Here is a 25,405-nt window from a genome sequence, read left to right on the forward strand (position 1 = left end):
CCGTTTGTTCGGGGGTACCGGGGTATCCGGTTTTCGTAGGGTGGGCTCTCGAGCCCACGCGGTCCAGGATGTGGAGGTATCGGTACAGCAGCCAGCGGGACTAGCTGTGAACGTTCGCGTTTCATGGAGTGCCAGCTATCGGCACCGCCGGGGTGATGCGAGCCTTGCACCGCGTGGGCTCGAGAGCCCATCCTACGACGGCAAACGCTGACGCGTTCCGCCGGCATTCCCTCAGCGGTGCGGCACCAGCTCCGCCGCCTGCTTGGCGGGCGTCTTGACCGCCACCTGGCGCGAGCCCGCGGTGGAGCAGAAGCGATTCTTGCCGGCGCGCTTGGCTTCATACAGCGCATAGTCGGCGATGCTGATCAGCGCGTCCACCGATTCGGCGTCGTCGGGATAGATGCTGATGCCGATGGAGGTCGACAGGCGCAGCGTCAGGTCGTTGATGAAGAAGGGCTCGGACAGCGCTTCCACCAGCTTCGAGGCCGGGCCTTGCGCATCCTGCAGGCTGTGGATGTCGCCCAGCACGACCATGAATTCGTCGCCGCCGAGGCGCGCGACCGTGTCTTCCTTGCGCGACGAAGCGAGCAGGCGCTGCGAGACCATCTTCAGGATCTCGTCGCCATAGGCATGGCCGTAGGTATCGTTGATTGCCTTGAAGCCGTCGAGGTCCAGGTACATGATCGCCGCCTTCGCATGGCTGCGGTTGGCATGCTGCAGGGCGGTTTCGATGCGGTCTTCCAGCAGGCGCCGGTTCGGCAGCCCGGTCAGGGCGTCGTGCAGGGCCAGTTCCTGCTGGGCCTTCGAATACTGGGCCAGTTCCTTGTAGAGCAGGCGCACTTCCAGCATGTTGTGGATGCGCTTGTGCACTTCCAGCAGGTCGAAGGGCTTGCTGATGAAGTCGCGCGCGCCGGCCTCGAGGGCCGCGATCTTGAAGCTGGGCTGGGCCGTCAGGGCCAGCACGGGCAGGTAGCCGCCTTTTTCGATTTCCTTCAGGCTTTTCATGACCTGGAAGCCGTTCAGGCCGGGCATCTGCAGGTCGAGCAGGATGAGGTCGTAGTTGTGCTCGCGGTGCAGCGGGCAGACCTGTTCCGGCTCCATGGTCGAGCTGACGTTGGAGTAGCCCTCTTCGCGCAATATCTCTTCCATCAGCTCGATATTGTCTGGCGAATCGTCTACGACCAGGATTTTGGCGTTCAAAATGTCTTGTCTGCTCGGCATGCTTCTTCTCGTCGAAATAGGTACTGGAAGGAAACAAATTTCATACAGGAATCCAACTTTCCCACTCCAGGTAGTCTAGCAAAGACCCAGGAATTTCTTGTAGGACAGCGCCGCGTCGGGTAGTAGGAACTTCACAATCGTGCCCGGCCGCTTGGCGGACGCACCAGAGAAGCGACCGCGGCGATCAATTCGCTCGGTTCGACCGGCTTGGAAATATGCGAAGAAAAGCCCGCTTCCAGGGCGCGCAGGCGGTCTTCCGAGCGGGCAAAGGCGGTCAGTGCGACGGCCGGCAGCAGCCCTCCACGGTCGCGCGGCAGGGCGCGTACCCAGGACAGCAGTTCGAAGCCGTCGACTTCGGGCATGCCCAGGTCGGAGATCAGGAGGTCGGGCATGTCGGCCTGCAGCGAGGCAAACGCTTCGCGCGCGCTGGCGGCGATGCGTACCCGCGCCTGGCAGTCGGTGAGGATGCGGGCAATCAGCTCGCGCGCATCGCGGTCGTCGTCGACCACCAGCACCGAGGCGCCTTCCAGGTCGCGGTAGGTGAGGTCGGGCGCGGTCGGCGGTGGCGAGCCGAGAGCCAGGCCGCGGCTGCGCGCCGTGTTCGGAACAATCTTGGCCAGCGGGAGCTCGATCGTGAAGCTCGCACCCCGGCCTTCGCCGGCACTCTCGGCGCGCACGGTGCCGCCGTGCTGCTCGATCAGGTGCTTGACGATGGCCAGGCCCAGGCCCAGCCCGCCGTGGCGGCGCGTCATCGAGGCGTCGGCCTGGCGGAAGCGCTCGAACACGTGGGTGATGAATTCCGGCCCGATGCCGGCGCCGGTATCGCGCACGGTCACCATCACCGAACCGTCGCGCTGGCCCAGTTCGACCGTCACCAGCCCGTCGCGCGGGGTGAACTTGATCGCGTTCGAGAGCAGGTTCCACACCACCTGCTGCAGGCGCGCCGGGTCGCCGGCGATCATGCCCGGACTGGCCTCGTAGCGCTTCTCGATGCGGATGTTCTTGGCCTCGGCGGCCGGGCGCACGGTGTCGATGGCGGCATCGACGAAGCCCTGCGGGCTCAGCGTCTGCATGTCGAGCAGCACCTTGCCCGACGTGATGCGGCTCATGTCGAGCAGGTCTTCGATCAGCTGGGCCTGGGCGCGCGCATTGCGTTCGATGGTCTGCAAGCCGCGCTGCAGGTCGTTCTGGTCCTTGCCGCCGCGGCGCAGCACCTGTGCCCAGCCCAGGATGGCCGAGAGCGGCGTGCGCAGTTCGTGCGACAGGGTGGCCAGGAACTCGTCCTTCATCTGGCTCGAGCGCTCGGCCTCGGCCCGCGCCTCGCGTTCGCTCTCGAGCAGCACCTTGCGTTCCTCGGCCGCCTGCTGGGCCGCTTCGTAGAGGCGCGTGTTGTCCAGCGCGACGGCGGCCTGGGCGGCGATGCCGGCCACGATGCGCTCGGTGCGCTCGGTGAACACGCCCGGTTCCGGATGGCCGAAGAACATCGTACCCATCGGTTCGCCCGAGGCCGCCATCACCGGAACCGAGAGGTAGCTGCGCACGGCGGGCTGGCCGGACAGCGGGGTGAACTGGGTCGGACCCTGGCCATAGCGCGGGTCGTCCGTGATGTCGCTCGAGCGCACCAGGCCGGTGCCGCGGAAGCTGGGGCCGAACAGGGCGGTGGCCTGCGGTTCGCCGAAGCTCTGGAATTCGTTGGCGACGCCGCCGGACAGGGTGTAGAGCGAGAACGTCGGCCCCTTCGGCTTCCTTGCCGTGATAGAAGAAGCCGGCGAAGCGCGCGCCGGCGATGCCGCTGGCGGCCTCGACGGCCACTTGCAGCAGCGAGCGCAGGTCGCGCGTGGAAGCGAGGGCACTGCCGGTGTTGTTGAGCAGTTCGAGCACCTTCGATTCGTCGCGCAGGGCTTGCTCGACACGCTTGACCTGGTCGACGTCGGTGTTGGTGCCGAACCAGCGCACGACCTTGCCGTGGCGGTCGCGCACGGCATTCACGCGGGTCAGGAACCAGCGGTACTGGCCATCGGCGCCGCGGATCGGGTATTCCATCTCGAAAGGCGCGCCGCTCTCGATCGAGGCGCGCCAGTGTTCGCGCATGGCGGGCAGGGCATCGGGCTCGACCGTGTCTTGCCAGCCCCAGCCGGTAGCAAGCTCGGGCGTGGTGCCGGTGTACTCGTACCAGCGCTCGTTGAACCAGACGATGGCACCGTCGGCCTGGGCCATCCAGGCCAGCTGCGGGATGGTATTGGCCAGGGCGCGCAGGGTTTCCTCGCTCTGGCGCAGGCTGTCCTCGACGTTCTTGCGGCTGGAAATGTCCTGCACGACGCCGGTCATGCCGATGATGCTGTCGCGCTGCTGCGGGTCGGCATGGTTGGCGCGGCCCACCAGCGCGATCCAGCGCGCCTGGCCGCCGTCGGGCAGCAGGCGGCATTCGATGTTCAGGTCGGTATGGGCGGCAAAGGCATGCAGCACTTCGCGGCGCACCGATTCGCGGTCCTGTTCGTCCAGGCGCGCGCAGGGCCGGCCAGGAATGGGGAACTTCCGGCTCCAGCCCGAGGATGGCGGCGGCGCGCTCGCCCGGGATCAGGCGGTCGCTGGCCGCATCCCAGCGCCAGTCGCCGAGGCGGCCCGCGGCCAGGGCCACCTGCAGCCGGTTGTTGCTCTCGATGAGGGCCTGCTGGTCGGCGCGGCGGCGCGTGATGTCGTGGAAATACAGGGTCAGGCCATCGGGCGAGGGATACATGCGCGCCTCGATCCAGCAGGCCAGGCGCGGGTAGAAGAACTCGCGGCTGCCGGTCTGGCGCGAGGCCATCGCCCGTTCCAGTTCGGTGGCGAGATTGCTGCCGCGCAGCTCCTCGAACTCTTCCCACAGGTTATTGCCGAGGAGGCCAGCGCGGGTCTTGCCCAGCGGCGCCAGCAGTTCCAGCGCGCGGCCGTTGATGTAGGTGATGCGCCAGTCGAAGTCGACCGCGCAGAAGGCATCGGTCAGGCTCTCGAGCATGTTTTCCATGCGCTCGTTGGCCTGGCGCAGGGCTTCCTTGGCGGCCATGAGCTCGGCCTCGGCATTGCGGCGTGCCGCCAGGGCGTGGCTCGCGTTGCGCACTGCGGCCGAGCGCATCAGTTCGAGTTCGTCGGGCTTGTCACTCATGCCAGGCCCTCCACGGTCGCGGCGCACGCAGCGCAAGCCGGTCCGGCGTGGACCGGCACGGTGGCGGAAGGCGCAGCGGATGCGGTTGGGCGAAGGTCATGATGGTCAAGCTGTCGGCAACGCGCAAGGACGCCGCGTGCCCTGGCTCCCGGCCATTCTAGCCCAGCGGCCGGGCGCTGTCGCACACGCTGGTGCAGCACTCAGGCGCCCGTCCGCAATTGGTCGGCCACCTTGTGCAGGGCGTCCTGCAACTGGTCGAGCTCGTATGGTTTCTGCAGTGACTGGTAAGGGAAGTCCAGGTGGCGCAGCAACATGTCGCCGTAGCCGGAGGCGAAGATGACCTTCAGGTGCGGATGGCGCACCAGGGCTTCGCGCGCCAGGTCGACACCGGACATGCCGGGCAGGCTGACGTCGGTGAAGAGCACGTGGTAGCGGCGCGCGCCCATGCGCTGCAGGGCGTCTTCCGGGTGCGCCGTGCCTTCGGCCTCGTAGCCGAAAGCCTTGAGCATTTCGCACACCCGGTATTGCGAGTCGAGGTTGTCCTCGACCACCGGGGATCGACAGGGTGCCGGAATCGGCGGCCGGTTCCGCGGAGGCCGCACGCGTTGCCGGGGCCAGCGCGCAGGCGATGCCGCCCACGGTGGCGCCCTCGGTAAACAGCGGCGTGAAATACAGGTCGTAGCGCTCGGACGCGCCGCCGAAGCCGACGGCCGCTCCCGCTACCAGTGCCGCCTCGCCGCGCCAGGCGCGCGCGGCGCCTTCCTGCGCGGCGGCGAGCGGCGGCGGCAGCACCGGCGGCACCGAGCCGCCCGGCACGTGGCCAAACGCGGGCCCGGCCACGGCTCCGTAGGCCTCGTTGCACAGGACCGCCGACTGCGGCCCCCATTGCAGCAGCATCGGCAGCGGCGTATTGAACATCAGGTCGGCCGCTACCCGCAGCGGCTGCGGCCAGCCGGCCGGATCGCCGAGCGAGGTGGCGCTCCAGTCATAGGCGGAAACACTGCGGGCAGACATACCGGAAGAAAGCATGGGAAACGGCCTGTTAAATATTCGAAAACATGGTCGAATCGTACACTAAATGCGCAGCGGTTGGCGACGCGTCCGTGCGTCGCGGCCGGCGCGCGGCATCAGGGCAGGCCATGGCCGGCGCCGGCACAGGCAATTGCCTCCTCCAGCCTGTCGTTCCCCCAGAACATCTCGTCGCCGGTGAAGAAGGTCGGCGCGCCGAAGATGCCGCGTGCGGCGGCGGCCTCGGTGCGCTCGCGCAGACGCAGTTTCGCCTCCGGGGCCTGGGCAGCGTCGAGGAGCGCCTGCGCATCGGGCACCAGGCCGTCCAGGGCATCCAGCACGGCCTGCGCGTCGTCGATCTCGCGGTCCTCCACCCAGTTCTGCAACATGACACGGCGGCAGAAGGCACCCATCCGGGCTCGTGCACCGCCAGGGACGCCACCCTCATCGGCAGCAAGGCGCGGCGGGGAAAGGCCGAGGGCTTGCACCATGGCAGGCCGAGGCGCGCACACTGGCGTTCCATGTCGCGCCACATATAGCGGCCTTTCGCTTCCTGCAGCACGAAAGGCGAGGTGTTCCAGCCGAGTTCGCGGAAGATCGGGCCGAGCAGGAAGGGGCGCCATGCGACGGCGACCCCGGCGGCGCGCGCCAGGTCCTCGATGCGCATGACGGACAGGTAGCTGTAGGTGCTGCCGAACTCGAACCAGCATTCGATGGCCACGGGGCCGGTCGCGGTGTCGCGGGATGGCAAGGCCGTCTCCTGTGGCGCCCGGGCGTGGGCATCGAGCAATGATAGCAGCAGCCCGAGGCGGCACGGCGGCAGGGCGCCAGGGCCAGGGGCAAAAAAAAGCCCGCTGCGGGAGCGGGCTGAATCTATTTCCGAGGAGGAATATAGAGGAGACAGGAAGGATTATGCTGCTGCGCAATAATTATTTCCAATTTATATTCGCAATGACTGTCATTGACGATTCATATGGCTCGTGAGAGGGCCGCACGGGAGCGCATTTGCTTGGTGCATCGCAGAAAATGTTTTACCATGGCAAATATGTCACGACAGTGTAGTTCGCCTGCCGCAGCCCGGCTGCCCCTATCGCCACATTCGTCAAGGGTAGGCGGGCCTGGCCGCGACCCGGCGCGCGCGCGCGCCGGGCCGCGGCCAACGGAGCTGCTGCAAGCGGCCATGGCGCGATATCATGAGCTCGATGTGCAAGCCGCCGCGCCATGGCCAGGACGGCCCGCGACGATGCACACGTTCCAGCAACCGAACCTCGGCCGATGATTCGACACCGTCTCTCTTCTTTCTTGCCCGGGCGCCGTGCCCCGGGCATGCGCCTGGCCGGCTGGCTGCTCGCGTGCGCCGCGGCCGCGTGCGCGGCGGCCGCCGTGGTGCCGATACCGGTGCTGGCCCAGAGCGCCGGCAGCCTGGCGCTGGAACGCCGCGTCAAGGCCGCCTTCCTCTACAAATTCTGGGCTATGCCGAGTTTCCGGCGGGTGCCTTTGCCGACCAGGGCGCGCCGGTGACGATCGGTGTCGTCGGCTCCGACGAGATGGCGGCCGAACTGACCCGCGTCGTCGCCGGGCGCCAGGTCGGCGGACGCGCCCTCGTGGTGCGCTCGCTGCGCGAAGGCGAGCTGGTCCGCGCCGGTGCACCTGCTCTTCGTGGCCGGCAACGACAGCGCGCGCACCGGCCGCATCCTGCGCGCCGCCCCCGGCGCACTGCTTCCCGTCACCGAGTGCGATCTCGGCCTGCAGCAGGGCAGCGTGATCAATTTCAGGATAGTCGACGAGCGCGTACGTTTTGACGTGTCGCTCGATTCGGCGGAAAAGAACAATGTCAAACTCAGTTCGCGGCTGCTGACCGTGGCCAACCGCGTGGTAAAAGGAAATAGTTGATGAATGCACGCGATAGCGGCACCGTCCGTAGCAAGCTGATCAAGATGGCGGTGTTCACGACCCTGGCCGCACTGCTGTCGGCCTCGATCGCCATGCTGTTGCTCGATTTGCGCACCTTCCAGCGCTATTGGGTCGACGACCTGGGCACCCAGGCCGACATCATGGCCAGCGTTACCGCGCCGGCGCTCGCCTTCAACGATGCGGCCGCCGCTACCCAGCAGCTGGCCGTGCTGCGCGCGCGTCCGCAAATCCTGGCCGGCGCCGTTTACACGAATACCGGCGTGCGCTTCGCCACCTATGCCAAGGCCGGTACCGAGCAGACCCTTCCCGCGCGGCCGCAGACGAACAGCTACCGCATCGACCACGGCGAACTGGAAGTCTGGCGCGCCATCGTCGAGAACGGCGAAGCGGTCGGCACCCTCTACCTGCGCTCGCGCTATGGGCTGGTCGACCGCCTGCTCAACTACGGTGCCATCCTCGGCGGCGTGATGCTGGGCGCGCTGGTGGTGGCGGCGCTGGTGGCTTCGCGCCTGCAGGCGGCGATCACGCGCCCGCTCGAAGCCGTGACGAACGTCGCACGCCAGGTAATGCAGCGGCGCGATTTCACCCTGCGCGTACCGGGCAACAACAGCGGCGAGATCGGCGTGCTGGTCGATGCCTTCAATGACATGCTGGCCGAGATCGGCCGCCGCGCCGAGGCCCTGCAGACGGCCAACCGCACGCTCGAACGCGAGATGGACGTGCGCCAGAAGGCCGAGCAGGCGCTGATCGTGGCCGACCGGCGCAGGACGAATTCCTCGCCACCCTGGCGCACGAGCTGCGCAATCCGCTGGCGCCGATTCGCACGGCCTGGACATCCTGCGCATCCGCAGCGGCGACGCCCAGGCCACCCAGCGCGCCACCGACATCATGGAACGCCAGCTGCGCCAGATGGTGCGCCTGGTGGACGACCTGCTCGACGTCTCGCGCATCAATACCGGCAAGTTCGCCATCAAGATGGGCCGCGTGGAACTCAAGGCGGTCGTGAACGACGCGCTGGAAGTGGTGCGTTCCTACATCGAACTGCACGGCCACGAGCTGGCCATCGACCTGCCGGACCGGCCTGTGTTCCTGCACGGCGACGCCACGCGTCTGGCCCAGATCCTGTCGAACCTGCTCAACAACGCGGCCAAGTACACCAACCGCGGCGGACGCGTCAGCTTGTCCGCCCACGTCGAGGACAGGACCCTGGTACTGGACGTGGCGGACACCGGCATCGGCATCGCGCCGGACATGCTCGACTCGGTGTTCGAGATGTTCGTCCAGGTCGATTCGACCCTGGAGCGCACGAATGCCGGCCTGGGCGTGGGCCTGTCTCTGGCGCGCAAGCTCGTCGAGCTGCACGGCGGCAGCATCGCCGCCCACAGCGAGGGCCTGGGCCGCGGCAGCCGCTTCACGGTGCGCCTGCCGATCGTGGTCGAGCCGGAACTGCCGGCCAAGCCGACCCCGGCGGCCTTCATCAGCACCGAGACCTACCGCATCCTGCTGGCCGACGACAACGTCGACTTCGTCAACAGCATCGGCGCACTGCTGACCGCCATGGGCCACAGCGTGGTGATCACCCATAACGGGCCCGACGCGCTGGCCGCCGCGGCGCGCTTCTGTCCGGACTATGCGTTCCTCGACATCGGCCTGCCGCAGATGTCGGGCTACGACCTGGCGCGCGGCATCCGCAAGCTGTCCTGCGGGGCCATGACCACCATGATCGCCGTCACTGGCTGGGGCCAGGAAAAGGACCGCCAGCTGGCCTTCGAGGCCGGTTTCGACCACCACATGGTCAAGCCGGTGCGCTTCGAGCAGATCGAGGAAATTCTCGGCAACCGCAGCATCATCAAGAAGCTGCGTACCTGAGCCTGCCCCGGCAGGCGCCGGGCGGCAGGGAAGGAATGAACGACGGGGATGCAGGGCACCCCCGTCGTTCCGCCAGCGGTCAACCCGGAGGGTCAGCCGCGCCTGGCTTTGCGGCGCCGTGCCAGCAGACCCAGCACGCCCAGGCCACCCAGCATCATGCCGTAGGCTTCGGGTTCGGGAACCGGTGCGAGCATCATGGCGCCGCCAAAGGAAGCGCCATCGTCCGACACCATATTTCCGTTCACCCGGATGGTGTAGTCGCCGGCAGCCAGGTTGCCCCCGGCCACGGTCCAGACATCGGTCGCCCCGGTACTCATCGAGGTACCCTGGCTGATCAGCGTGTCGTTGCCGTCGTACAGCCACAGGCCGGTGATGTCGAGCCCGACGTCGGCGGAGCGGCTGACCGAAGCGACGATCGCATCGAGGTTCATGCCGACGGTACCGTCGACGGTGAACGTGAAGCGGTCGGCGAAGGTGCTGCCGCTGTTGCCTTCCTCAAAGCTGTCGCCGAAATAAGCGCTCATGTCGACCAGGTCGAGCGCCTGGGGCGAGTTGCCGATGACTTGCGCGAGCACCGGCGCCGAGCCGAAGGACGCGCTCGCCAACACGATTGCAGCAATCAAAGATTTTTTCATATCAACCTCACGAAAGAATCCAGTCGCGTCATGCGGCTGGGTTGTAGCAATCGGGGGACTTCATGCTAGCAAACGCAGGGAGGCGCGCGCGACGATTGCAAGAGGTGTGACTGTGCGGCGACAGTTGCTGCGTAAAAGAAATATTCAACGGTGATGCCCATGTACCCGTCGGTTTCATAGGAGAGCAGTGCCGGATCAATTGTTGAGTAGAAAATGCGATCGCATTGCTGTGATGCTGTCAGCCTATGCCTACATAAAGAGAGGGGGGAATCCTTGGCAGAGCTAAGCCAGATTTAAGACTGGCGTATGTTTGCTCAGCAAAAGACGGGTGTGCCGGGTAGAAGCTGGGGAGTGACAGAAGAAACAGACGGGAGAAAAGAAAAATGGCCCAGAATCGCTTCTGAGCCATTTTCTTGAAACTGATGGTGCGGCTGGCAGGAATCGAACCCACGACCCCTTGGTTCGTAGCCAAGTACTCTATCCAGCTGAGCTACAGCCGCCCGAGGCACGCATTATAGCGGCACCTGGCGGAAATGGGAAGAGGCCTGGGGCAGGCGGCTTTGCCCTGGCAGGAACATCGGGTTGGCATCGATGCCGCCTGCGCGTCCAGCCACCCTGCGATTCAGCGTGCCCTCTGCAGTCGAAAGAACAGGAGGTCCGTCGAAACTGCCCCGGCCGCCGCGACGCGACAACGAAAAAAGGCCAGATCTTGCGATCTGGCCTTCGTATTCGTGGTGCGGCTGGCAGGAATCGAACCCACGACCCCTTGGTTCGTAGCCAAGTACTCTATCCAGCTGAGCTACAGCCGCCCGAGGCACGCATTATAGCGAAGTGTGCCGCGCTTGGGAAGCGCTTATTGCATGTCGGAAAATCGCATGGGAAGCGCCGTAAGTCGCGACATGGAAAGGGGCGCGACAAACGAAAAAGGCCAGATCTTGCGATCTGGCCTTCGTATTCGTGGTGCGGCTGGCAGGAATCGAACCCACGACCCCTTGGTTCGTAGCCAAGTACTCTATCCAGCTGAGCTACAGCCGCCCGAAGCACGCATTATAGCGGGGCAGTGCGCAATTGCCAAGCTTTCCATCAGGGCGTGTCCGAAAGGGGCCGGGAAGGCGGCAGGCGGGCACCCCGGATGCGATGAAAAGCGGGCAGGTTCCCGTGCAGACGGGCCGGAAATGAAAAAGGCCAGATCCTGAGATCTGGCCTTTGTATTGGTTGGTGCGGCTGGCAGGAATCGAACCCACGACCCCTTGGTTCGTAGCCAAGTACTCTATCCAGCTGAGCTACAGCCGCCCCGTGAGACGCATTATAGCAGTGGCATGTTATTTGAGGAAGTCTTAATTTATTACAACTCGCAGGCCGGCTCTGGTAGATTGAAGCACTCTGTATTCGATCCAAGAAGACTATGTTGGGGTTCATGAAGCGCGTCCTGTCCCTGCGGGCGCGCCTGTTGCCGGCGGCGGGCCTGGCCGTCCTGTTCGCGGTGTTTGCCAACGACGCGCTTGCCGTGGCGCGCAACCTGCGTTTCGAACGGGTGTCGATCGAAGACGGCCTGTCGCAGGAATCGGTCATGAACATCCTGCAGGACCGCCAGGGCTTCATGTGGTTCGGCACCCAGGCGGGGCTGAACCGCTACGACGGTTACCGCATGACCGTCTACCGCAGCGACCCGCGCGATCCGTCCTCCCTGCCCGACGGCTATGTCAACGCGTCCTTCGAGGACGCCGAGGGCCGCCTCTGGTTCGGCACCAAGGGCGGCCTGGCGCGCTTCGACCCCGCGAGCGGCAAGTTCGTGCGCTACGCGCTGCGCGACGCTCGCGCCCCAGGACGGCAACCGCAGCGTCAACGCCATTGCCGCCGACCGCCGGGGCGCACTCTGGCTCGGCACCAGCGAGGGGCCTGAAACGTTTCGACCCTGCCACTGGTGCCTTCAGCACACTGCACCGGCTCGATGGCGGCAGCGACGATGTCGTCAGGGCACTCGCCTTCGATGCCCGGGCACCCTGTGGATCGGCGGCGCCGGCGGGATCGGGCGCCTGGCGCCGGGCGCCACCCGCATCGCATACCTGCCGGCGCCAAGCGACCCGCGCCGCTCCCGCATCCTGGCCCTGTCGATGGGGCCGCGCGATACGCTCTGGGTCGGCAGCGAAGCCGGGCTCGAAGCATGGAACGTCGCCACGCCCCAGCCGGAGCGCCGCGCCGTCACCGCCGCCGAGGGCCTGGGCGAGGTGCGCGTGCTGGCGCTCTACCACGATCCTGGGGCACGCTCTGGGTTGGCACCGATTTCGACGGCCTCAAGTGGCGCGACCCTGCCAGCGGCCATTTCGTTTCCTACCGCAGCCAGCCGCTCGACCGCACCACGCTGTCGGACAACCAGATCGTGGCGGTGCGCATTGACCGTACCGGCACGCTCTGGGCCGGTACCCGCTTCGGCGGCGTGAACCGCACCGACCTGGCCAGCGGCGGCTTCTCCCACTACAGCTTCCGGCCGGAGAGCGGTTTTCGCAGCGGCTACGAGAAGGCGCGCGACGTCGCCGTGCGCGCCGACGGCAAGCTCTGGCTGGCCACCACCGGCGGCGGCCTGGTGCTGGTCGACCCGGCCAGCGAACGCACCGAACAGCTGCGCCACGTCCCCGGACGCGCCGACAGCCTTCCGGACGACGTCATCCACAGCCTGAGCGTCGCCGAGGGCCGGCTCTGGGTCGGCAGCGCCGGCGCCCTGGCCTGGTCCGGGCTGGCCGGGGGCGCTTCCGCCGGGTCGAGCTGCCCGGGCTGGGCACGGCCACGGTGCAGGGCGTGGTGCGCACGCGCGACGGCGCGCACTGGGTGCTCACGCGGGCCGGGCTGTACCTGCTGGGGCCCGACCTGCGCGTGCGCCGGCACTGGCAGCACGACCCGCGCGACCCGCGCAGCCTGGGCGACAACACCGTGTTCGCGCTGGCCGAAGACCGCGCCGGCATCCTCTGGCTCGGCACCGACAATGGGCTCGACCGTTTCGACCGCGGCGAAGGCGTGTTCACCCATTTCCGCCACGATGAAGCGGACCCGGACAGCATGCGCAACAGCCGCGTCTACGACCTGCTGTACTCCAGCCGCGGCGAACTCTGGCTCGGCACGGCAAGCGGCCTGCACCGCATGGAGGGCGGCGCCAGGCCGGCCTTCCGCTTCATGCCGGTATCGAACGCGCGCGTGGCCACGCCGATCGGCGCGATCCTGGAAGACCTGCAGGGACGCGTATGGGTCAGCACCACCGACGGCATCAGCCGGCTGGAGCCGGGCAGTGGCGTCTTCAAGCACTACACCGCCAAGGACGGGCTGCCGGGCGGCAGCTATTTCGTCGGCTCGGCCGCACGCGGGCCCGATGGCCAGCTGCACTTCGGCGGCGTCAACGGCTTGAGTTCCTTCCTGCCGGATGGCATCCGCGACAACCCTTATCCGCCGCTGGTGCGCATCACCGATTTCCTGGTGGCGAACAAGCCCCACCCGCTGCCCGGCCCGGTCGGCAGCATCGGCCAGATCACGCTGTCGCACCGCGAATCGGCGTTCTCGCTGGAGTTCGCCGGCCTGCATTACGCCGCCCCGGCCAGCAACCGGTATTCCTACCGGCTCGAGGGCTTCGACGAAGCCTGGGTCGACACCGATGCCACCAAGCGCTTCGCCAGCTATACCAACCTCGACCCCGGCAACTACGTGTTCCGTGTCCGTGCCAGCAACAAGGACGGGGTCTGGAGCGAGGCCCCGGCGGCGCTGACGATCACAGTGACGCCGCCCTGGTGGAAGACCTGGTGGTTCCGCCTGCTGGCCACGGCGCTGCTGGCCAGCCTCGGCGTGGCCGCCTACCGGCTGCGCGTGCGCGCGCTGGTGCAGCAGAAGGGCATGCTCGAGCGCCAGGTCGGCGCCCGCACCGCCGAGCTGGTACTGCAGAAGGACGCGGCCGAACGGCGCAAGCGCGAAGCCGAGCAGCTGGGCGAGGCGGCCGACCAGGACGGCGCAACATCGCCCTGCTGTCCGATATCGGCCGGCGCCTGACCGCCAACCTCGATACCGAGGCCATCATGACCACGCTCTACGAGCACGTCCAGGTGCTGATGGACGCTCCGGTATTCGCGGTGGCGGTGGCGCGGCCCGACGGCGAACAGTTCGATTTTCCCTATGCCGTCATCGAGGGCCGCCGCTGCAGCGGTGGCGCGCGCGAACGGCGCGACCCGCGCCAGCTCGCTGGCTGGTGCCTCGACCAGGCACGCGAAGTCTTCATCAACGACCTGGCGCGCGAGTCGGCACGCTACCTGCCGGCGGCCGAGCCGGATGCGGTGGCGGCGGCGACGCTGCCCTGCGACGGCGAACCGTCCCGGCCGGACGCGCTGCCGCGTGCGCTGATGTACGTGCCGGTGACGGTTGGCCAGCGGGTGCTGGGCGTGCTCTGCGTGCAGAGCTTCCGGCCCGCCGCCTACCAGCGCATGCACCTCGACATGCTGCGCACGCTGGCCGCCTATGTCGGCGTGGCGCTGGACAACGCCCAGGCCTATCGCCAGCTGAAGGATGCCCAGGCCCAGCTGGCGGCCCAGAAAACTCGCTTCGCTCGGCTCGCTGGTGGCCGGCGTGGCGCACGAACTGAATACCCCGATCGGCAACAGCCTGCTCATGGCCAGCACCCTGCAGGAAAAGACCTGCCACGTGAAGGCAGCTTTCGAGGCCGCCACGCTGCGCCGTTCGGAACTGGCCGGCTACATTGGCGCGGCCGAGGAGGCGTCGGCGCTGATCGTGCGCAGCCTGCATGGCGCCGCCGAGCTGGTGGGAAGCTTCCGCCAGGTGTCGGTCGACCAGGCCAGCGCCGCGCGGCGCCGCTTCGACCTGGCCCAGGCCAGCGGCGAAATCACGGCCACCGTCATGAACAAGGTGCGCCTGGGCGGCCACAGCCTGGTGCTCGCGGTGCCCGAGGGGATCGTGATGGACAGCTATCCCGGCCCCCTCGGCCAGGTCATCATCAACTTCGTCAACAACGCGCTGCTGCACGCTTTCGACGAGCCGGGCGGCAGCATGCGCCTTTCGGCCGATCCGATCGACGAGGCCTGGGTGCGCATCGTCTTCGAGGACGACGGCCGCGGCATCGCGCCCGCGCACCTGGCCCGGGTCTTCGATCCCTTCTTCACGACGCGCATGGGGCAGGGCGGGACGGGCCTGGGCCTGAACATCGCCCATACGATTGCCACCACGCTGCTGGGCGGCAGCATCCGTGTCGAAAGCACGCTCGGCGAGGGCACGCGCTTCATCCTGACGCTGCCGCTGGTGGCGGCCGAGGCGCGGCCGGTGGAAGAAGAAGGGCGCCTGCCGGCCTAGCCCGGCTCTTCCTGCCGGCGCCGCGAAACGGCGGCGCCGGTGTTGCACCGATGCCGCGCCGGCCGCCGTCGCGATCGGGTCGGCGCTAAATATTATTGTTAGGAAATTATGGATGTGTCAGCATCCCGTTTTGTTCTTTTGAGAAACGGTGGAACAGGGCATGTCTGAACAGCTTTTGGAAACGAACCCGGGATCCGGGATGCATCCCTTCGGTGAGGCGATCGAGAACACCTCCGGCATGGGCAAGTTCCATGCGTTGCCCGACGGTGTCGCACGGTGGTCGTGGGGCGGTTTCGTCTTCAGCTGGATCTGGGCCGTCTGCAACGGCAACTGGATCGGCCTGCTTGCCTTGTTCCCGGGCATCGGCTTCGTCATGCGCATCGTGCTGGGCGTGAACGGGCGCAAATGGGCATGGCAGAACCGCCGCTGGGACAGCGTCGCGCATTTCAACCGCGTCCAGCGGCGCTGGAGCATCGCGGCCCTCGTCTTCGGCCTTGCCATCCCGGGGATCGGCATCGTGGCGGCGGTTGCCATTCCGATGTACCAGGACAGCCAGTACCGGGCGCCGCTGGCGGCGGCCCATGGCTATGCGAACGAGGCTGCGCAGGCCGTGGGGCGCCATATCGCCGCACACCGCGCCCTGCCGCGCGACCTGGACGAAGCCGGCTTCCAGGCGCCGCTGCCGGCCAGCGTCGACCACCTGGCGATCGACCCGCGCAGTGGGCAGCTGCTGGTGACGGTCAACGTCGGCCGCCTGCGCGGCAAGACCTTTTCCCTGGCCCCGACGCTGGAAGCCGATGGCAGCATCAGCTGGCGCTGCCTGTACGGCGAGATCCCGCGCCGGCAACTGCCGAAGGCGTGCAGTTACAACGTGGCCGATCCGTTCGCCCTGTAAAAAAAACTACCCGACCAGGTTGATCGCCCGCCCGGCCTCCCAGGCCTCGATGTTATCGACCAGCATGTCCGCCAGCGTCTGCATTGCGCCGCCGCTGGCCCAGGCGACGTGTGGGGTGAGGATGAAGTTCGGCAGGCGCAGGCCGAGCAGGGGATTGCCAGGGGCGGGCGGTTCGAGGCTGAGCACATCGAAGCCCGCACCGCCGACGCTGCCCGCCATCAGCGCCGCCGCCAGGGCCGCTTCGTCGACCAGTCCCCCGCGCGCGGTATTGATCAGGAGGGCAGTGCGCTTCATGAGGCCCAGTTCGCGTGCTCCGATGAAGCCCCGCGTTTGCTCGTTCAGGGGCAGGTGCAGGCTCACCACGTCGGCGCTGGCCAGCAGTTCGTCCAGAGGCACCTGCGCGACGCCATCGACATCGATCGGCGAACGCGTCGCGGTACAGACCTCCATGCCGAAGGCCTGGGCGATGCGCGCCACGCGCCGGCCGAGGGCGCCGAAGCCGACGATGCCCAGGCGGCTGCCGGCCAGGTCGCCGATCGGATGGTCCAGCAGGCAGAAGCGGTTCGAATGCTCCCAGCGCCCGGCCTCGACGTCGGCGACATAGGCGCGCAGGTTGCGCCGCAGCGCCAGCATCAGGGTGAAGCAGTGCTCGGGCACGGACGCGAGGGAATAATTGCGGATGTTGACGACCTGGACGCCGCGTTCGCGGCAGGCGGCCAGGTCGACATTGTCGGTACCGGTGGCGGCAATGGCCACCAGGCGCAGGTCGGGCAGGCGCGCCAGCACCTCGGCACGCAGGGGCACCTTGTTGGTGACGGCGATGCTGGCCCCCTGCAGGCGTTCGCGCACCTGGTCGGGGGCGGTGGCCGGGTAATCGCGCCATGCGTGCGCGAAGGCCGGGCGGCGCAAGCGGGCGTTCAGGCTGTCGCGGTCGAGGAAGACGATGCTGTGCATGGCGCGTGAAGTCAGGTTGGATGGCCGATTGTAGGCCATGGCTGGCCAGGACGAAAAAAAGACAGGGCGAACCCTGTCTTCCGGTGCTCGGGGCTTGAGCGGTGGGTCTTATTTGCTTGCTGCGGCGGTGGTGTCCGCCTTGTGTTCCGCGCTGTCGGCCTTGTGTTCGGCCTTGTGTTCCGCGGCGTCGGCCTTGGCTTCGGCCTTTTTCTTGGTGGCTTTCTTCTCTGCCTTGGCCTTGGTCTTCGCGGCGTCCGCTTTCGCGTCGGCGACGTCGGCTTTCGCCTCGGCCTGGGCCTTTTGTACCTTCGCATCCGCCTTCGCAACATCCTTGGCTTCCTGGGCTTCGGCCTTGGCCGCCGGAGTAGTCGCCTGGGTCGCGGCGGTCTGTGCGAATGCCGAGGTGGCGAACAGGCCGGCGATCAGGGTAGCGACGATTTTGCTCATGGTGATCTTTCCTTCAGTAGTGGAAAAAGGGTGGTTCCCCGGGTGAACGCCTGGGCGGGCCGTCCGGTGCTACTGTGCCCTTAACGTGGGCCGCTTCGAAGGCGTTGACGTGCTTTTACATCCGGTTACAAACGGCCCCTCACGCCACCCGGGCCCGACGGTTAGCTGCCGTACAGTCGCGCCGCGCCGTGCGTCCTAGACTGGCCGCACCAGGATTCGCAGGAGCCAGCCATGACCGACGCCCTCAAGCTGTACAAAGAAAAGCGCGACTTCACGATCACCTCGGAGCCCGCGGAGGGCGGCGAGCCGGGCCGCGAGGCGCTGACCTTCGTCATCCAGAAGCACTGGGCCAGCCGCCTGCATTACGACTTCCGCCTCGAACTCGACGGCACCATGAAGAGCTGGGCGGTGCCGAAGGGCCCCAGTTACGACACCCAGGACAAGCGCATGGCCGTACACGTCGAGGACCACCCGATCTCCTACGCCGACTTCGAGGGCACGATCCCCGAAAAGCAGTATGGCGCCGGCAAGGTCATCATCTGGGACAAGGGCACCTGGACGCCGGAAGGGGACCCGCACGAGGGCTACCGCAAGGGCAACCTGAAGTTCGAGCTGAAGGGCCACAAGATGCACGGGCGCTGGGTGCTGGTGCGCATGAAGGGGCATGGCGACGAAAAACAGGAGCCGTGGCTCCTGATCAAGGAAAAGGACGACTATGCGCGTCCGGCCGAGGAATACTCGGTGGTCGAGGAAATGCCGGACAGCGTGAAGTCGTTGCCGATGCCGGGCAGCAGCGAAAAAGTCCCGGCCAAGGCGCGTGCCAGCAAGGCGGGCAGGGCGACGAAGGCAAAAGCCGACGCGGCCGCGGAAGAAGCGGTGGCGGAAGGCGTGGCCGACGAGACCGGCGGTAAAGGCACGAAAGCGGCCAGGAAATCCGCTTCGAAGCCGGCCGCCAAGGCTGCGGCCAGGCGCGGCGCGAAGCCGGCATCGGCCGCGGCGCTTCCCGCCGGCGTCGTCGAGGTCACGCTGCCCGAGGAATTTGCCCCCGAACTGGCCACCCTGGTCGACAGCCCGCCGGCCAACCCCGAGGAATGGGTGTTCGAGGTCAAGTTCGACGGCTACCGCATGCTCACGCGGATCGAGAACGGCGCCGTGCGCCTGATCACCCGCAACAACAACGACTGGACCGACAAGCTGCGCCCGTTGCAGGAAGAGATCGCGCGCATGGGCATGCCGGACGGCTGGTATGACGGCGAGATCGTCGTCCACGATGCCAACGGCCGCCCGAATTTCGGCATGCTGCAGCTGGCCTTCGACGGCAGCCACGGCGCCGACATCATGTACTTCCTGTTCGACGCGCCCTACCTGGGCGGCTACGACCTGCGCAACGCCGCCCTGGTCGACCGCCGTGCGCTGCTGGAAGCGGCCCTGAAAGGCGCGAAGCGCTCTGAAAAAGTGCGCTTTTCCGACGAATTCGGCACCGATCCGGAAGGCTTGGTAGTCGCCGCCTGCAAGATCGGCCTGGAGGGCGTGATCGGCAAGCGGCGCGATTCGCGCTACGTATCGCGCCGCTCGCCCGAGTGGATCAAACTGAAGTGCGGACTGCGCCAGGAATTCGTCATCTGCGGCTACACCGACCCCAAGGGCTCGCGCACCGGCGTCGGCTCGCTCCTGCTCGGCACCTACGACCAGGAGGGGGTGCTGCGCTATGCCGGCAATGTCGGCAGCGGCTTCAATGCGGAGAGCCTGCGCGAAGTGACCGCGAAGCTGAAAGCGCTCGACACCGACGTCAGCCCTTTCCCTCCGCGCTCGGTCCCGGGCCGCAAGCACCACTGGGTCAAGCCCGAGCTGGTGGCCGAAGTGAGTTTCTCGGAGTGGACCAATACCGGCTCGGTGCGCCACCCGGTATTCCAGGGCCTGCGCAAGGACAAGCCGGCAAAAGGCATCACGCGCGAAGTCGCCAAACCCGTGGAGGAAGTCGAGATGCAGGACAATGCGCAGAACGCGGCCGCGCCCGCGAAAAAAGCCGGCAAAAAGAAAGCAGCACCAGCTGAAGCTGCCGTAGCGGCGCCGGCGGGCAAAGGCGACGAGACCGTCGCCGGGTTGCCCGCCACCCTGAAGGTCACCCACGGCGAGCGCGTCGTCGACGCCAAAAGCGGCGCCACCAAGATGGACCTGGTGCGCTTCTATGCCCAGGTGGGCGCGCTGATGATGCCGCACCTGAAACGGCGCCCGGTGTCCCTGGTGCGAGCGCCCGCCGGCATTGCGGGCGACCTGGTCTTCCAGAAGCACGCCGACATCAAGAAGCTGCCCGGCATGAAGCAGATGGACACGGCGCTCGACCCGGACCATCCGCCGATGCTGGAAGTGGACAACATTGCCGGCATCCTGGCCGCGGCGCAGTGGAACGCGATCGAGTTCCACACCCAGAACGCCACCAGCAAAGCCTACGAGACGCCCGACCGTTTCGTCTTCGACCTCGACCCGGGCGAAAGCGTCGAATGGGCGGCCATGCAGGAAGCCGCGCAGCTGATGCGCGCTTTTCTGGAGGAGCTGGGCCTGCCGGCCTTTCTGAAAACCAGCGGCGGCAAGGGCCTGCACGTGGTGGTGCCGGTCAAGGGCGGGCTCGACTGGGACACCGTGAAGGGCTTTTCCCAGGCGGTGGTGAAGCACCTGTCCTCGACGCTGCCGGACCGCTTCGCCTTCAAGAGCGGCGCCAAGAACCGGGTGGGAAAAATCTTCATTGACTACCTGAGGAACGGCCAGGGCGCCACCACCGTCTGCGCCTGGTCGGTGCGGGCACGGCCCGGCCTGGGTGTGTCGGTGCCGCTGGCATGGGATGAACTGGCCGACCTGAGATCGAGCGACCAGTGGAACGTGATGAACATCGGCGAGCGGATTGAAGTCGGCAACGCGCCCTGGGACGGCTACGACAAGGCGGCCCGGACGCTGACGGCGGCAATGAAGAAGCTGGGCTACAAGCCCTAAGAGCCTATCCCAGTAGTCCGGGGAAAGCTGGTGGCGATGCATGGCAAGCGCGGGCAAGGCGCGAGGAGGCCGCATGGCTGGCCATGCAACGACGAGCAACGCAGCACGCGTTTGTCAGGCGCGCCAGCAGCGACTCCGGACTATCGGGATAGGCTCTAAGTACTCACCCAAAAATAAATGTGTTTTTGGCTTCCAGAACCGGCGCGTTGCTGCGTCGGCTCGCGTCCGCTTGCGGGGCAGTGCTCGCACTGCGGCGCACTCGCCGCCTTGCACCGCATCCGAACCGGCACGTCCGGTTCTGTTTGCCAAAACTCACATTTATTTCCGGTTGAGTACTTAGCTACCGAGCCTCGCGCGCCCCGCAACTGCGCCCGGGGACATCCTCATCGATACTGCCGGGGCGAGCCGCCAGGACAATCCGCTGGCGCGGGCTCAGCGCTGCTTGTTGATGAACCCCGCCACCCGTGTCAGCGCAGCCGGTGCGATGGTCTCGTCGATCGTGGCATATTCGGCGGTGCCACCCGTCTTCGCGGTCTGGAACAGGTGGTTCAGGCCGGGGAGGATGGCGCTGTCCGCGCGGCGGTTGCCGCCTGCGCGCAGGGCCGCCGCAATGCCGGCGATGTTTTCCGTGGCCGGTACCGGGTGGTCGAGGCTGCCATTGAGCGCCAGCACCGGCGCGCGCACGGCGCGCCATTCGCGGCCCGGATCGGCACTCAGGACCGTGCGCAGCCGGGGATTGCGTGCTTCCTCCAGGCGCAGCGAACCATGGTGCATGTTGTATTTCTTGAGCAGCGCCTGCGCTTCGGGCTGCGCTTCCTGCAGGCCCTTCAAGACCGCCATGCGCGCATCGGCATCGGCTTCGTCGACGACGATGCGGTAGTAGCTGGCGGCATAGGCGACGATGCGCTCGGCTTCTTCAGGCGTGGCGCCGGCGTCGCGGCTCTCGATGCGGTCCTGCAGCAGCATGTTCTGCAGGCCGGGCAGGCCGACGCCCGCCATCGAGACGACGAAACCGACTTCGCGCGGAGCGCGCGCCGCAACCGTGGCGGACAAGCTCGAGCCTTCGGAAAGGCCAATCAGGCCCACTTTCGAGAACTGACCCCTGGCGCGCAGCGCACGTACGGCGGCATGGGCGTCGTCGGCCAGCTTGTCCCGGGTCAGGGTGTTGAAGTCGCCGCTCGAGCGGCCGTTGCCGCGCTTGTCGTAACGCAGCACCGCAATGCCGTGGCGCGCCAGGTAGTCGGCCAGCACACGGAAGTGCTGGTGCTCGGCGATGTCGGCGTCGCGCGTGGACGGGCCGCTGCCATGCACCAGCACCACGGCCGGCGGACGCTTGGCCTTCGCCGGCAGCGACAGCGTCGCGCCCAGCATGACGCCATCGCCGCCGGGAATGGCCAGGGTTTCGTCGCGGTAGGGGAAGGGGGCCTGGGGCGTCTGCGGGCGCGCCTTGCGCGGGAACTCGGCGACCTGGCGCAGCGTCAGGGGAAACTCAGCGCCGCCCTGCTTCCAGGTGCCCTTGAAATGGTCGCCTTCCCAGGTCATGGCCAGGGTGCCGAAGCCCAGCACCAGGTCCACATTGGCGCCGTCTTCCTTGACGCTCTTGAGCGGGATATCGTACTGCCCCTGGTCGGGACTGGCCATCGAGGCCCAGGCCGCCCCGTCGGCGGGTGAAGACGTCGGCACCGAGACGCAGGGTAGGGCCGTCCGGGATCGTGATCGCTCCCATCCAGCGGCCGGGGTGATCGGCCAGGACGCCGGCCTGGGCTGCCGCCTGCGCGGCCAGGAGTGCGGCGAATGCCACTGGCTTGAGGATTGCCGTCTTCATGTCTCTGCTTCCCTTCATTGTCGTGATGACGCCTATTCTAGGTGACAAAATTTCCTCCAGGTAAATTAATCGATATGCATGTGATAACGCGGCGGCGAGGGGGAGCGCGCAGCCCGACAAGAAAGCGCTGTGGGATGCGCACTGTGTAATTTCGACAGTCTGTTCTGACCAGAAGAGCAATAGCGCAGTCGCCAAACCGAGGGGTCGAATGGCAGCGGAATGTTCGCGATGAACGCTTTGCTTCGCGCCGATGCTCATGAAGCAGCTGGAGAAAATGTACGCCGACTTGCCGGAAATTATCGAAAAGGAAGATCTGGCACAGCACTCGAAGGAGGAATTCGGGCTTGTATGCTCGAACTTCCCGGCCATACTCGAGCAGGAGCGGTGGGATTTTGAAAAATATCACGCGCACGAGCTGGCCACGGTCCGCCGGGGACCCCCTCGGTAAGCCGTTAGCGCCTGCACATCCAAGGATAATCGTCTGCTCGCCGGTGCTCTTGAAGCCGGCCTCGACAGGTGGCCGCGCTTCCCGATTCCCGCGATCTTTTTAGCGAAATTGGCTAGCTCTGCCAGCGTTTCCGAGGCGCCTGGGCGCCCGGCTCACTGCGGTTTCACCGGCCACGCCGGACGTCGGTAACAAGCACCGGCAGGGACCACCCGCCGCCCATGTCGATTCCGCGGCACATGCCCGTCGTGCCTTTTTCGGTCTGGATGAAGCGCTTGCCGTCCCAGGTCCATTCGTCGATGTGCATGCAGTCGTAGCCTCCGCCCGATCCCGAGGCGCTGATCTTCCCATCCGCATAGTCCGTGCCCATGGTCGAGACGAGCCTCGGCGCGAAGGGTGGACGCTCGTTGACCGTCCAGTAGGCTTCTCCGGTACCGGCCGCCCCCATCCAGCAGGTGGCCGATGCCAGGAGCGTTCCCTGCGACAGGCGCTGCAGGCTCACGGAATCGGGCTCGCCGCCCGCCTCGGCCATGGCGGGACAATTGTCCCCGACGGAAGCGGCCAGGGCTTTGCGGAGCGATGCCAGGTTTGACGCGGACAAATCGACGGGCTGGTCGACGGGCGCGACCTTTGCCGCGACGACGACCGGCGCCGGCACGGCTGGCAGCACCGTGCGCTCGTCCTTGCTGCCCTTGCGCACGAGCGCACCCGGCGTGCCGAGGCGGCCCGGAACTCGTCCATCTTCAGCAGGACCGCGGCAGCACCCTTGTCGGACAGCCGCCAGGTCCGGCGACCCTCCGTCCATTCGATCGTGCTGCGGCGAAGCAGGGCCGGCAGCAATGCGGCCGTTTGCGCGGGTGCGAGCGCCGTGAACCACTTACCTTGCGGAAGCACGACCTGTCCGGCCGGCTTGCCGTCGATCCGCATGTTCAGGGAGCGCCCGGGCGGAACCTCCGCGTCGTCTTCCCCGTAGTGGCCGACATGGATCTCGCTCGAGACGGGCTGGTCCGGCCCGGCTTTCCGGGTCAGCAGGACCGACACCGGCAGCGTCTTGCCGGGCGCGGCGTCGTCGCCACTGTCATCGTCCGCGATGCTCTGGTAGCCGGCGGCGCGGCAGGTACGTGTGTTGTCGCAGGCGAGCTCCCAATCCTCATGGGTGAAAGCAATGCCGCGGGGTGCGTTCGCCAGCGCGGGATGCGCGAACGCCAGCGCGGCGACGAGCGCGTAAATGCCCCTGACCAGGGCCGTGCGGGGTGTGACGATGTCCATATCTTTCCGGGGTTCAGGGCCTGACGCCATAGCGGTCGATGAAGCGGTTCACGCCGCCCGGGTCGCGCGCCAGCCAGGCTTGCAGTGCCGGGCGGTAGGCTCCGCGGTACATCAACAATAGCAGGGCCGGCTCGAGCTGGCCATCCTTTGCCATGGCCTGCAGCCGGCGCAGTGCCGGGTCGCGCGTTTGCTTGTCGGGTGTACTGCCGAGATCATCCAACACCTGCAGGGCGCGGCGCCAGGCATGCAGCTCGACCTCGAAAGCCGAAGCCTGCTTGTCCTTTACGGCGCGCGCTTCGATTTCGCCCAGCGCCAGGGCCAGGCGGAAGCTGCCTTCCGGACCGTCGCTGCGGCCGACGACATCCTGGTCGAGCACGACCCTGTCCTTGCCGTCCTTGTCCTTCGACACGCTCACCCCGCGCCGGAAGCGCAGCGGACTCAAGGGCAGGCCCATGGCGTCGCGCAGTGCGGCCAGCTTGCCCCAGCTCGGCTGCTGGGACGGATCGGCCGCGATGGCGGCAAGCAGGGCCTTGTCGGCGGATTCCCGTTTGCCCTGGGCGACGAGGGAGTCGGCGAGGAAGCGCCAGGCCTGTGGATTATGCGGCTCGATCTCGGTTGCGCGGCGAAACAGCGGCTCGGCCTGGGCATACTGTTTCTGGAAGAAGTAGCAGTCGCCGGCGCCGACCCAGGGTGTGGAGGCCTGCGGGTCGAGCGCCATGGCTTGCTGGTATTTCGCCAGCGCCTCGGGATACTTGTGTTCGGAAAAGAAAACCTCGGCTTCGTCCAGCGCCGTCCGCGCAGCGGCGTTGGGCTGGTGCACAGGCGAGGGAGTGTCCTCGTCGAGCTTGCGCAGTGCCTCATGGGCCAGCACGTCGTCCGGATCGAGTTCGAGGGCGCGCTGAGCGAGGCCGCGCGCATTCTTGCGCAGGCTGTCGGCCTGTTCGGGCGCCGCCGACTTCGACAAGTCCTGCAGCAGTCCCGCCGCAACCGACAGCGGCAGGGACGACTGCGGGGCGCCGGCACGGGCAGCCTCGAAACTGGCGAATGCTCCCTTGTACTTGCCCTTGGCGACCAGCGCATGGCCGTCGTCAATGCGCTTCAGGCAGGCGTCGTCGCAGGTGGTGGTGGCCCAAGCCGCGGGAAAGAAGGCCGCCAGGGTGGCGGCCAGGAGTGGTTGACGTAGCATCGCGGTCCTCGAAGTGAAGCCGTATGCTAACCCGGCAGGCGCTGCCGGTGTCTATCGAATTATCACGAATGCAACCCACCGGCCGGGGAGCCGGCCGGTGGGCCGCCGCAGGCGCAGGCGCCCGCTTCCCAGGCACGATTCAATAGCGGCGCGTGGTGGTGCCGTTATAGGTCTGCTTGAATGCCCTGGACTGGATTTTCTTCCAGATGAACGTTGCAATTGCCATCATGATCATCTTGCGCATACTGCCTCCTTGTCGAATGGCGACGC

General features: G+C 66.9%; 20 protein-coding genes, 4 tRNA genes and 7 pseudogenes. 13 read left to right on the plus strand and 18 right to left on the minus strand.

The window, feature by feature from the left end:
* Positions 1-231 precede the first annotated feature (231 nt).
* The 6 genes and pseudogenes from G4G28_RS10395 to G4G28_RS10415 form a co-directional block, all read right to left on the minus strand.
* Positions 232-1,221, minus strand: a complete 990-nt coding sequence (locus G4G28_RS10395) for a diguanylate cyclase domain-containing protein (protein WP_182988214.1) — start codon at positions 1,219-1,221, stop codon at positions 232-234.
* A 131-nt stretch (positions 1,222-1,352) separates the two neighbouring features.
* Complete coding sequence (locus tag G4G28_RS10400; protein ID WP_229507992.1) at positions 1,353-3,074, minus strand: ATP-binding protein; 1,722 nt, start codon at positions 3,072-3,074, stop codon at positions 1,353-1,355.
* 103 nt (positions 3,075-3,177) lie between these two features.
* A pseudogene (locus G4G28_RS25725) lies at positions 3,178-3,549 on the minus strand (PAS domain-containing protein); the annotation flags it as partial.
* Between the two features lie 409 nt (positions 3,550-3,958).
* Positions 3,959-4,363 (minus strand): annotated as a pseudogene (locus G4G28_RS28180) (PAS domain-containing protein); the annotation flags it as partial.
* 200 nt (positions 4,364-4,563) lie between these two features.
* Positions 4,564-4,914: a response regulator gene (locus tag G4G28_RS10410; RefSeq protein WP_183108331.1), complete on the minus strand. Its 351-nt coding sequence runs from the start codon at positions 4,912-4,914 to the stop codon at positions 4,564-4,566.
* 576 nt (positions 4,915-5,490) lie between these two features.
* Positions 5,491-6,038 (minus strand): annotated as a pseudogene (locus G4G28_RS10415) (2-hydroxychromene-2-carboxylate isomerase).
* A gap of 608 nt (positions 6,039-6,646) precedes the next feature.
* On the opposite strand from G4G28_RS10415, the gene G4G28_RS10420 reads away from it, so the two are divergent.
* From G4G28_RS10420 to G4G28_RS10440, 5 genes and pseudogenes are all read left to right on the plus strand, one after another.
* On the plus strand, positions 6,647-6,892 hold the full coding sequence (locus G4G28_RS10420; RefSeq protein ID WP_183108522.1) for a hypothetical protein: 246 nt from the start codon (positions 6,647-6,649) through the stop codon (positions 6,890-6,892).
* Positions 6,889-6,942 (plus strand): annotated as a pseudogene (locus G4G28_RS29020) (hypothetical protein); the annotation flags it as partial. The gene G4G28_RS10420 and the pseudogene G4G28_RS29020, both read left to right, overlap by 4 nt.
* 88 nt (positions 6,943-7,030) lie before the next feature.
* Entirely contained in the window at positions 7,031-7,264 is a 234-nt protein-coding gene (locus G4G28_RS29025) for a YfiR family protein (RefSeq protein WP_183108332.1), read from the plus strand.
* 161 nt (positions 7,265-7,425) lie between these two features.
* Positions 7,426-7,887 (plus strand): annotated as a pseudogene (locus G4G28_RS29030) (CHASE sensor domain-containing protein); the annotation flags it as partial.
* Positions 7,888-8,173: 286 nt separating this feature from the next.
* Positions 8,174-9,154, plus strand: a complete 981-nt coding sequence (locus G4G28_RS10440; RefSeq protein ID WP_183108333.1) for an ATP-binding protein — start codon at positions 8,174-8,176, stop codon at positions 9,152-9,154.
* Positions 9,155-9,246: 92 nt separating this feature from the next.
* Here the strand turns inward: G4G28_RS10440 and G4G28_RS10445 are convergent, their stop codons facing one another.
* The 5 genes from G4G28_RS10445 to G4G28_RS10465 all read right to left on the minus strand — a co-directional run bounded on the left by G4G28_RS10445 (position 9,247) and on the right by G4G28_RS10465 (position 11,082).
* Entirely contained in the window at positions 9,247-9,789 is a 543-nt protein-coding gene (locus G4G28_RS10445) for an FxDxF family PEP-CTERM protein (RefSeq protein ID WP_182988218.1), read from the minus strand.
* Positions 9,790-10,212: 423 nt separating this feature from the next.
* A tRNA-Arg gene (locus G4G28_RS10450) sits at positions 10,213-10,289 on the minus strand.
* A 232-nt stretch (positions 10,290-10,521) separates the two neighbouring features.
* Positions 10,522-10,598, minus strand: a tRNA-Arg gene (locus G4G28_RS10455).
* Positions 10,599-10,747: 149 nt separating this feature from the next.
* A tRNA-Arg gene (locus G4G28_RS10460) sits at positions 10,748-10,824 on the minus strand.
* A 181-nt stretch (positions 10,825-11,005) separates the two neighbouring features.
* Positions 11,006-11,082, minus strand: a tRNA-Arg gene (locus G4G28_RS10465).
* A 112-nt stretch (positions 11,083-11,194) separates the two neighbouring features.
* On the opposite strand from G4G28_RS10465, the gene G4G28_RS25740 reads away from it, so the two are divergent.
* On the plus strand, positions 11,195-11,692 hold the full coding sequence (locus tag G4G28_RS25740; RefSeq protein WP_229507994.1) for a two-component regulator propeller domain-containing protein: 498 nt from the start codon (positions 11,195-11,197) through the stop codon (positions 11,690-11,692).
* Entirely contained in the window at positions 11,640-12,230 is a 591-nt protein-coding gene (locus G4G28_RS25745) for a hypothetical protein (protein ID WP_229508072.1), read from the plus strand. The genes G4G28_RS25740 and G4G28_RS25745 overlap by 53 nt, the downstream gene beginning before the upstream one ends.
* 70 nt (positions 12,231-12,300) lie before the next feature.
* On the opposite strand, the gene G4G28_RS25750 is transcribed toward G4G28_RS25745, so the two are convergent.
* Complete coding sequence (locus G4G28_RS25750; RefSeq protein WP_229507995.1) at positions 12,301-12,612, minus strand: hypothetical protein; 312 nt, start codon at positions 12,610-12,612, stop codon at positions 12,301-12,303.
* Here G4G28_RS25750 and G4G28_RS25755 point away from each other — a divergent pair.
* The 4 genes and pseudogenes from G4G28_RS25755 to G4G28_RS10475 all read left to right on the plus strand — a co-directional run bounded on the left by G4G28_RS25755 (position 12,589) and on the right by G4G28_RS10475 (position 16,021).
* Complete coding sequence (locus G4G28_RS25755; protein WP_229507996.1) at positions 12,589-13,818, plus strand: triple tyrosine motif-containing protein; 1,230 nt, start codon at positions 12,589-12,591, stop codon at positions 13,816-13,818. The genes G4G28_RS25750 and G4G28_RS25755 overlap by 24 nt on opposite strands.
* A 59-nt stretch (positions 13,819-13,877) precedes the next feature.
* Positions 13,878-14,243: pseudogene (locus G4G28_RS25760) on the plus strand (GAF domain-containing protein); the annotation flags it as partial.
* 85 nt (positions 14,244-14,328) lie between these two features.
* Positions 14,329-15,126: a sensor histidine kinase gene (locus G4G28_RS25765; RefSeq protein WP_229507997.1), complete on the plus strand. Its 798-nt coding sequence runs from the start codon at positions 14,329-14,331 to the stop codon at positions 15,124-15,126.
* 199 nt (positions 15,127-15,325) lie between these two features.
* Complete coding sequence (locus tag G4G28_RS10475) at positions 15,326-16,021, plus strand: pilin (protein ID WP_183108334.1); 696 nt, start codon at positions 15,326-15,328, stop codon at positions 16,019-16,021.
* Positions 16,022-16,027: 6 nt separating this feature from the next.
* On the opposite strand, the gene G4G28_RS10480 is transcribed toward G4G28_RS10475, so the two are convergent.
* Positions 16,028-16,975, minus strand: coding sequence for a D-2-hydroxyacid dehydrogenase (locus tag G4G28_RS10480; protein ID WP_182988220.1), 948 nt, complete (start codon positions 16,973-16,975; stop codon positions 16,028-16,030).
* Between the two features lie 108 nt (positions 16,976-17,083).
* Entirely contained in the window at positions 17,084-17,422 is a 339-nt protein-coding gene (locus tag G4G28_RS10485; protein ID WP_182988221.1) for a hypothetical protein, read from the minus strand.
* Positions 17,423-17,653: 231 nt separating this feature from the next.
* Between G4G28_RS10485 and ligD the strand changes: the two genes are divergently transcribed.
* A complete protein-coding gene (gene ligD / locus G4G28_RS10490; RefSeq protein WP_183108335.1) occupies positions 17,654-20,410 on the plus strand; it encodes a DNA ligase D in 2,757 nt (918 codons plus the stop codon).
* Positions 20,411-20,842: 432 nt separating this feature from the next.
* On the opposite strand, the gene G4G28_RS10495 is transcribed toward ligD, so the two are convergent.
* Positions 20,843-22,093: an alpha/beta fold hydrolase gene (locus G4G28_RS10495; RefSeq protein ID WP_183108336.1), complete on the minus strand. Its 1,251-nt coding sequence runs from the start codon at positions 22,091-22,093 to the stop codon at positions 20,843-20,845.
* A 398-nt stretch (positions 22,094-22,491) separates the two neighbouring features.
* Between G4G28_RS10495 and G4G28_RS10500 the strand changes: the two genes are divergently transcribed.
* On the plus strand, positions 22,492-22,683 hold the full coding sequence (locus G4G28_RS10500; RefSeq protein WP_182988224.1) for a hypothetical protein: 192 nt from the start codon (positions 22,492-22,494) through the stop codon (positions 22,681-22,683).
* 163 nt (positions 22,684-22,846) lie between these two features.
* On the opposite strand, the gene G4G28_RS27465 is transcribed toward G4G28_RS10500, so the two are convergent.
* From G4G28_RS27465 to G4G28_RS10510, 3 genes and pseudogenes are all read right to left on the minus strand, one after another.
* The gene (locus tag G4G28_RS27465; RefSeq protein WP_267875277.1) at positions 22,847-23,485 is read right to left on the minus strand and encodes a DUF1176 domain-containing protein; all 639 of its coding nucleotides are present in this window, start codon (positions 23,483-23,485) and stop codon (positions 22,847-22,849) included.
* Positions 23,470-23,979, minus strand: a pseudogene (locus G4G28_RS27470) (DUF1176 domain-containing protein); the annotation flags it as partial. The gene G4G28_RS27465 and the pseudogene G4G28_RS27470, both read right to left, overlap by 16 nt.
* Positions 23,963-25,135: a tetratricopeptide repeat protein gene (locus G4G28_RS10510; protein ID WP_183108337.1), complete on the minus strand. Its 1,173-nt coding sequence runs from the start codon at positions 25,133-25,135 to the stop codon at positions 23,963-23,965. The pseudogene G4G28_RS27470 and the gene G4G28_RS10510, both read right to left, overlap by 17 nt.
* Positions 25,136-25,405: the final 270 nt, after the last annotated feature.

The organism is Massilia sp. Dwa41.01b (genome assembly GCF_014171775.1).
Classification (GTDB): domain Bacteria; phylum Pseudomonadota; class Gammaproteobacteria; order Burkholderiales; family Burkholderiaceae_D; genus Telluria.

Excerpts from the sequence above, each read along its gene's own strand:
- G4G28_RS10475 (WP_183108334.1), top strand. The coding sequence starts at position 15,326 with ATGCATCCCTTCGGTGAGGCGATCGAGAACACCTCCGGCATGGGCAAG.
- G4G28_RS27465 (WP_267875277.1), bottom strand. The coding sequence starts at position 23,485 with ATGGACGGAGGGTCGCCGGACCTGGCGGCTGTCCGACAAGGGTGCTGC.
- G4G28_RS10485 (WP_182988221.1), bottom strand. The coding sequence starts at position 17,422 with ATGAGCAAAATCGTCGCTACCCTGATCGCCGGCCTGTTCGCCACCTCG.
- G4G28_RS25740 (WP_229507994.1), top strand. The coding sequence starts at position 11,195 with ATGTTGGGGTTCATGAAGCGCGTCCTGTCCCTGCGGGCGCGCCTGTTG.
- G4G28_RS10395 (WP_182988214.1), bottom strand. The coding sequence starts at position 1,221 with ATGCCGAGCAGACAAGACATTTTGAACGCCAAAATCCTGGTCGTAGAC.
- G4G28_RS10500 (WP_182988224.1), top strand. The coding sequence starts at position 22,492 with ATGAAGCAGCTGGAGAAAATGTACGCCGACTTGCCGGAAATTATCGAA.
- G4G28_RS10445 (WP_182988218.1), bottom strand. The coding sequence starts at position 9,789 with ATGAAAAAATCTTTGATTGCTGCAATCGTGTTGGCGAGCGCGTCCTTC.
- ligD (WP_183108335.1), top strand. The coding sequence starts at position 17,654 with ATGACCGACGCCCTCAAGCTGTACAAAGAAAAGCGCGACTTCACGATC.
- G4G28_RS10420 (WP_183108522.1), top strand. The coding sequence starts at position 6,647 with ATGATTCGACACCGTCTCTCTTCTTTCTTGCCCGGGCGCCGTGCCCCG.
- G4G28_RS10510 (WP_183108337.1), bottom strand. The coding sequence starts at position 25,135 with ATGCTACGTCAACCACTCCTGGCCGCCACCCTGGCGGCCTTCTTTCCC.
- G4G28_RS25765 (WP_229507997.1), top strand. The coding sequence starts at position 14,329 with ATGCCCAGGCCCAGCTGGCGGCCCAGAAAACTCGCTTCGCTCGGCTCG.
- G4G28_RS10480 (WP_182988220.1), bottom strand. The coding sequence starts at position 16,975 with ATGCACAGCATCGTCTTCCTCGACCGCGACAGCCTGAACGCCCGCTTG.
- G4G28_RS10440 (WP_183108333.1), top strand. The coding sequence starts at position 8,174 with ATGGAACGCCAGCTGCGCCAGATGGTGCGCCTGGTGGACGACCTGCTC.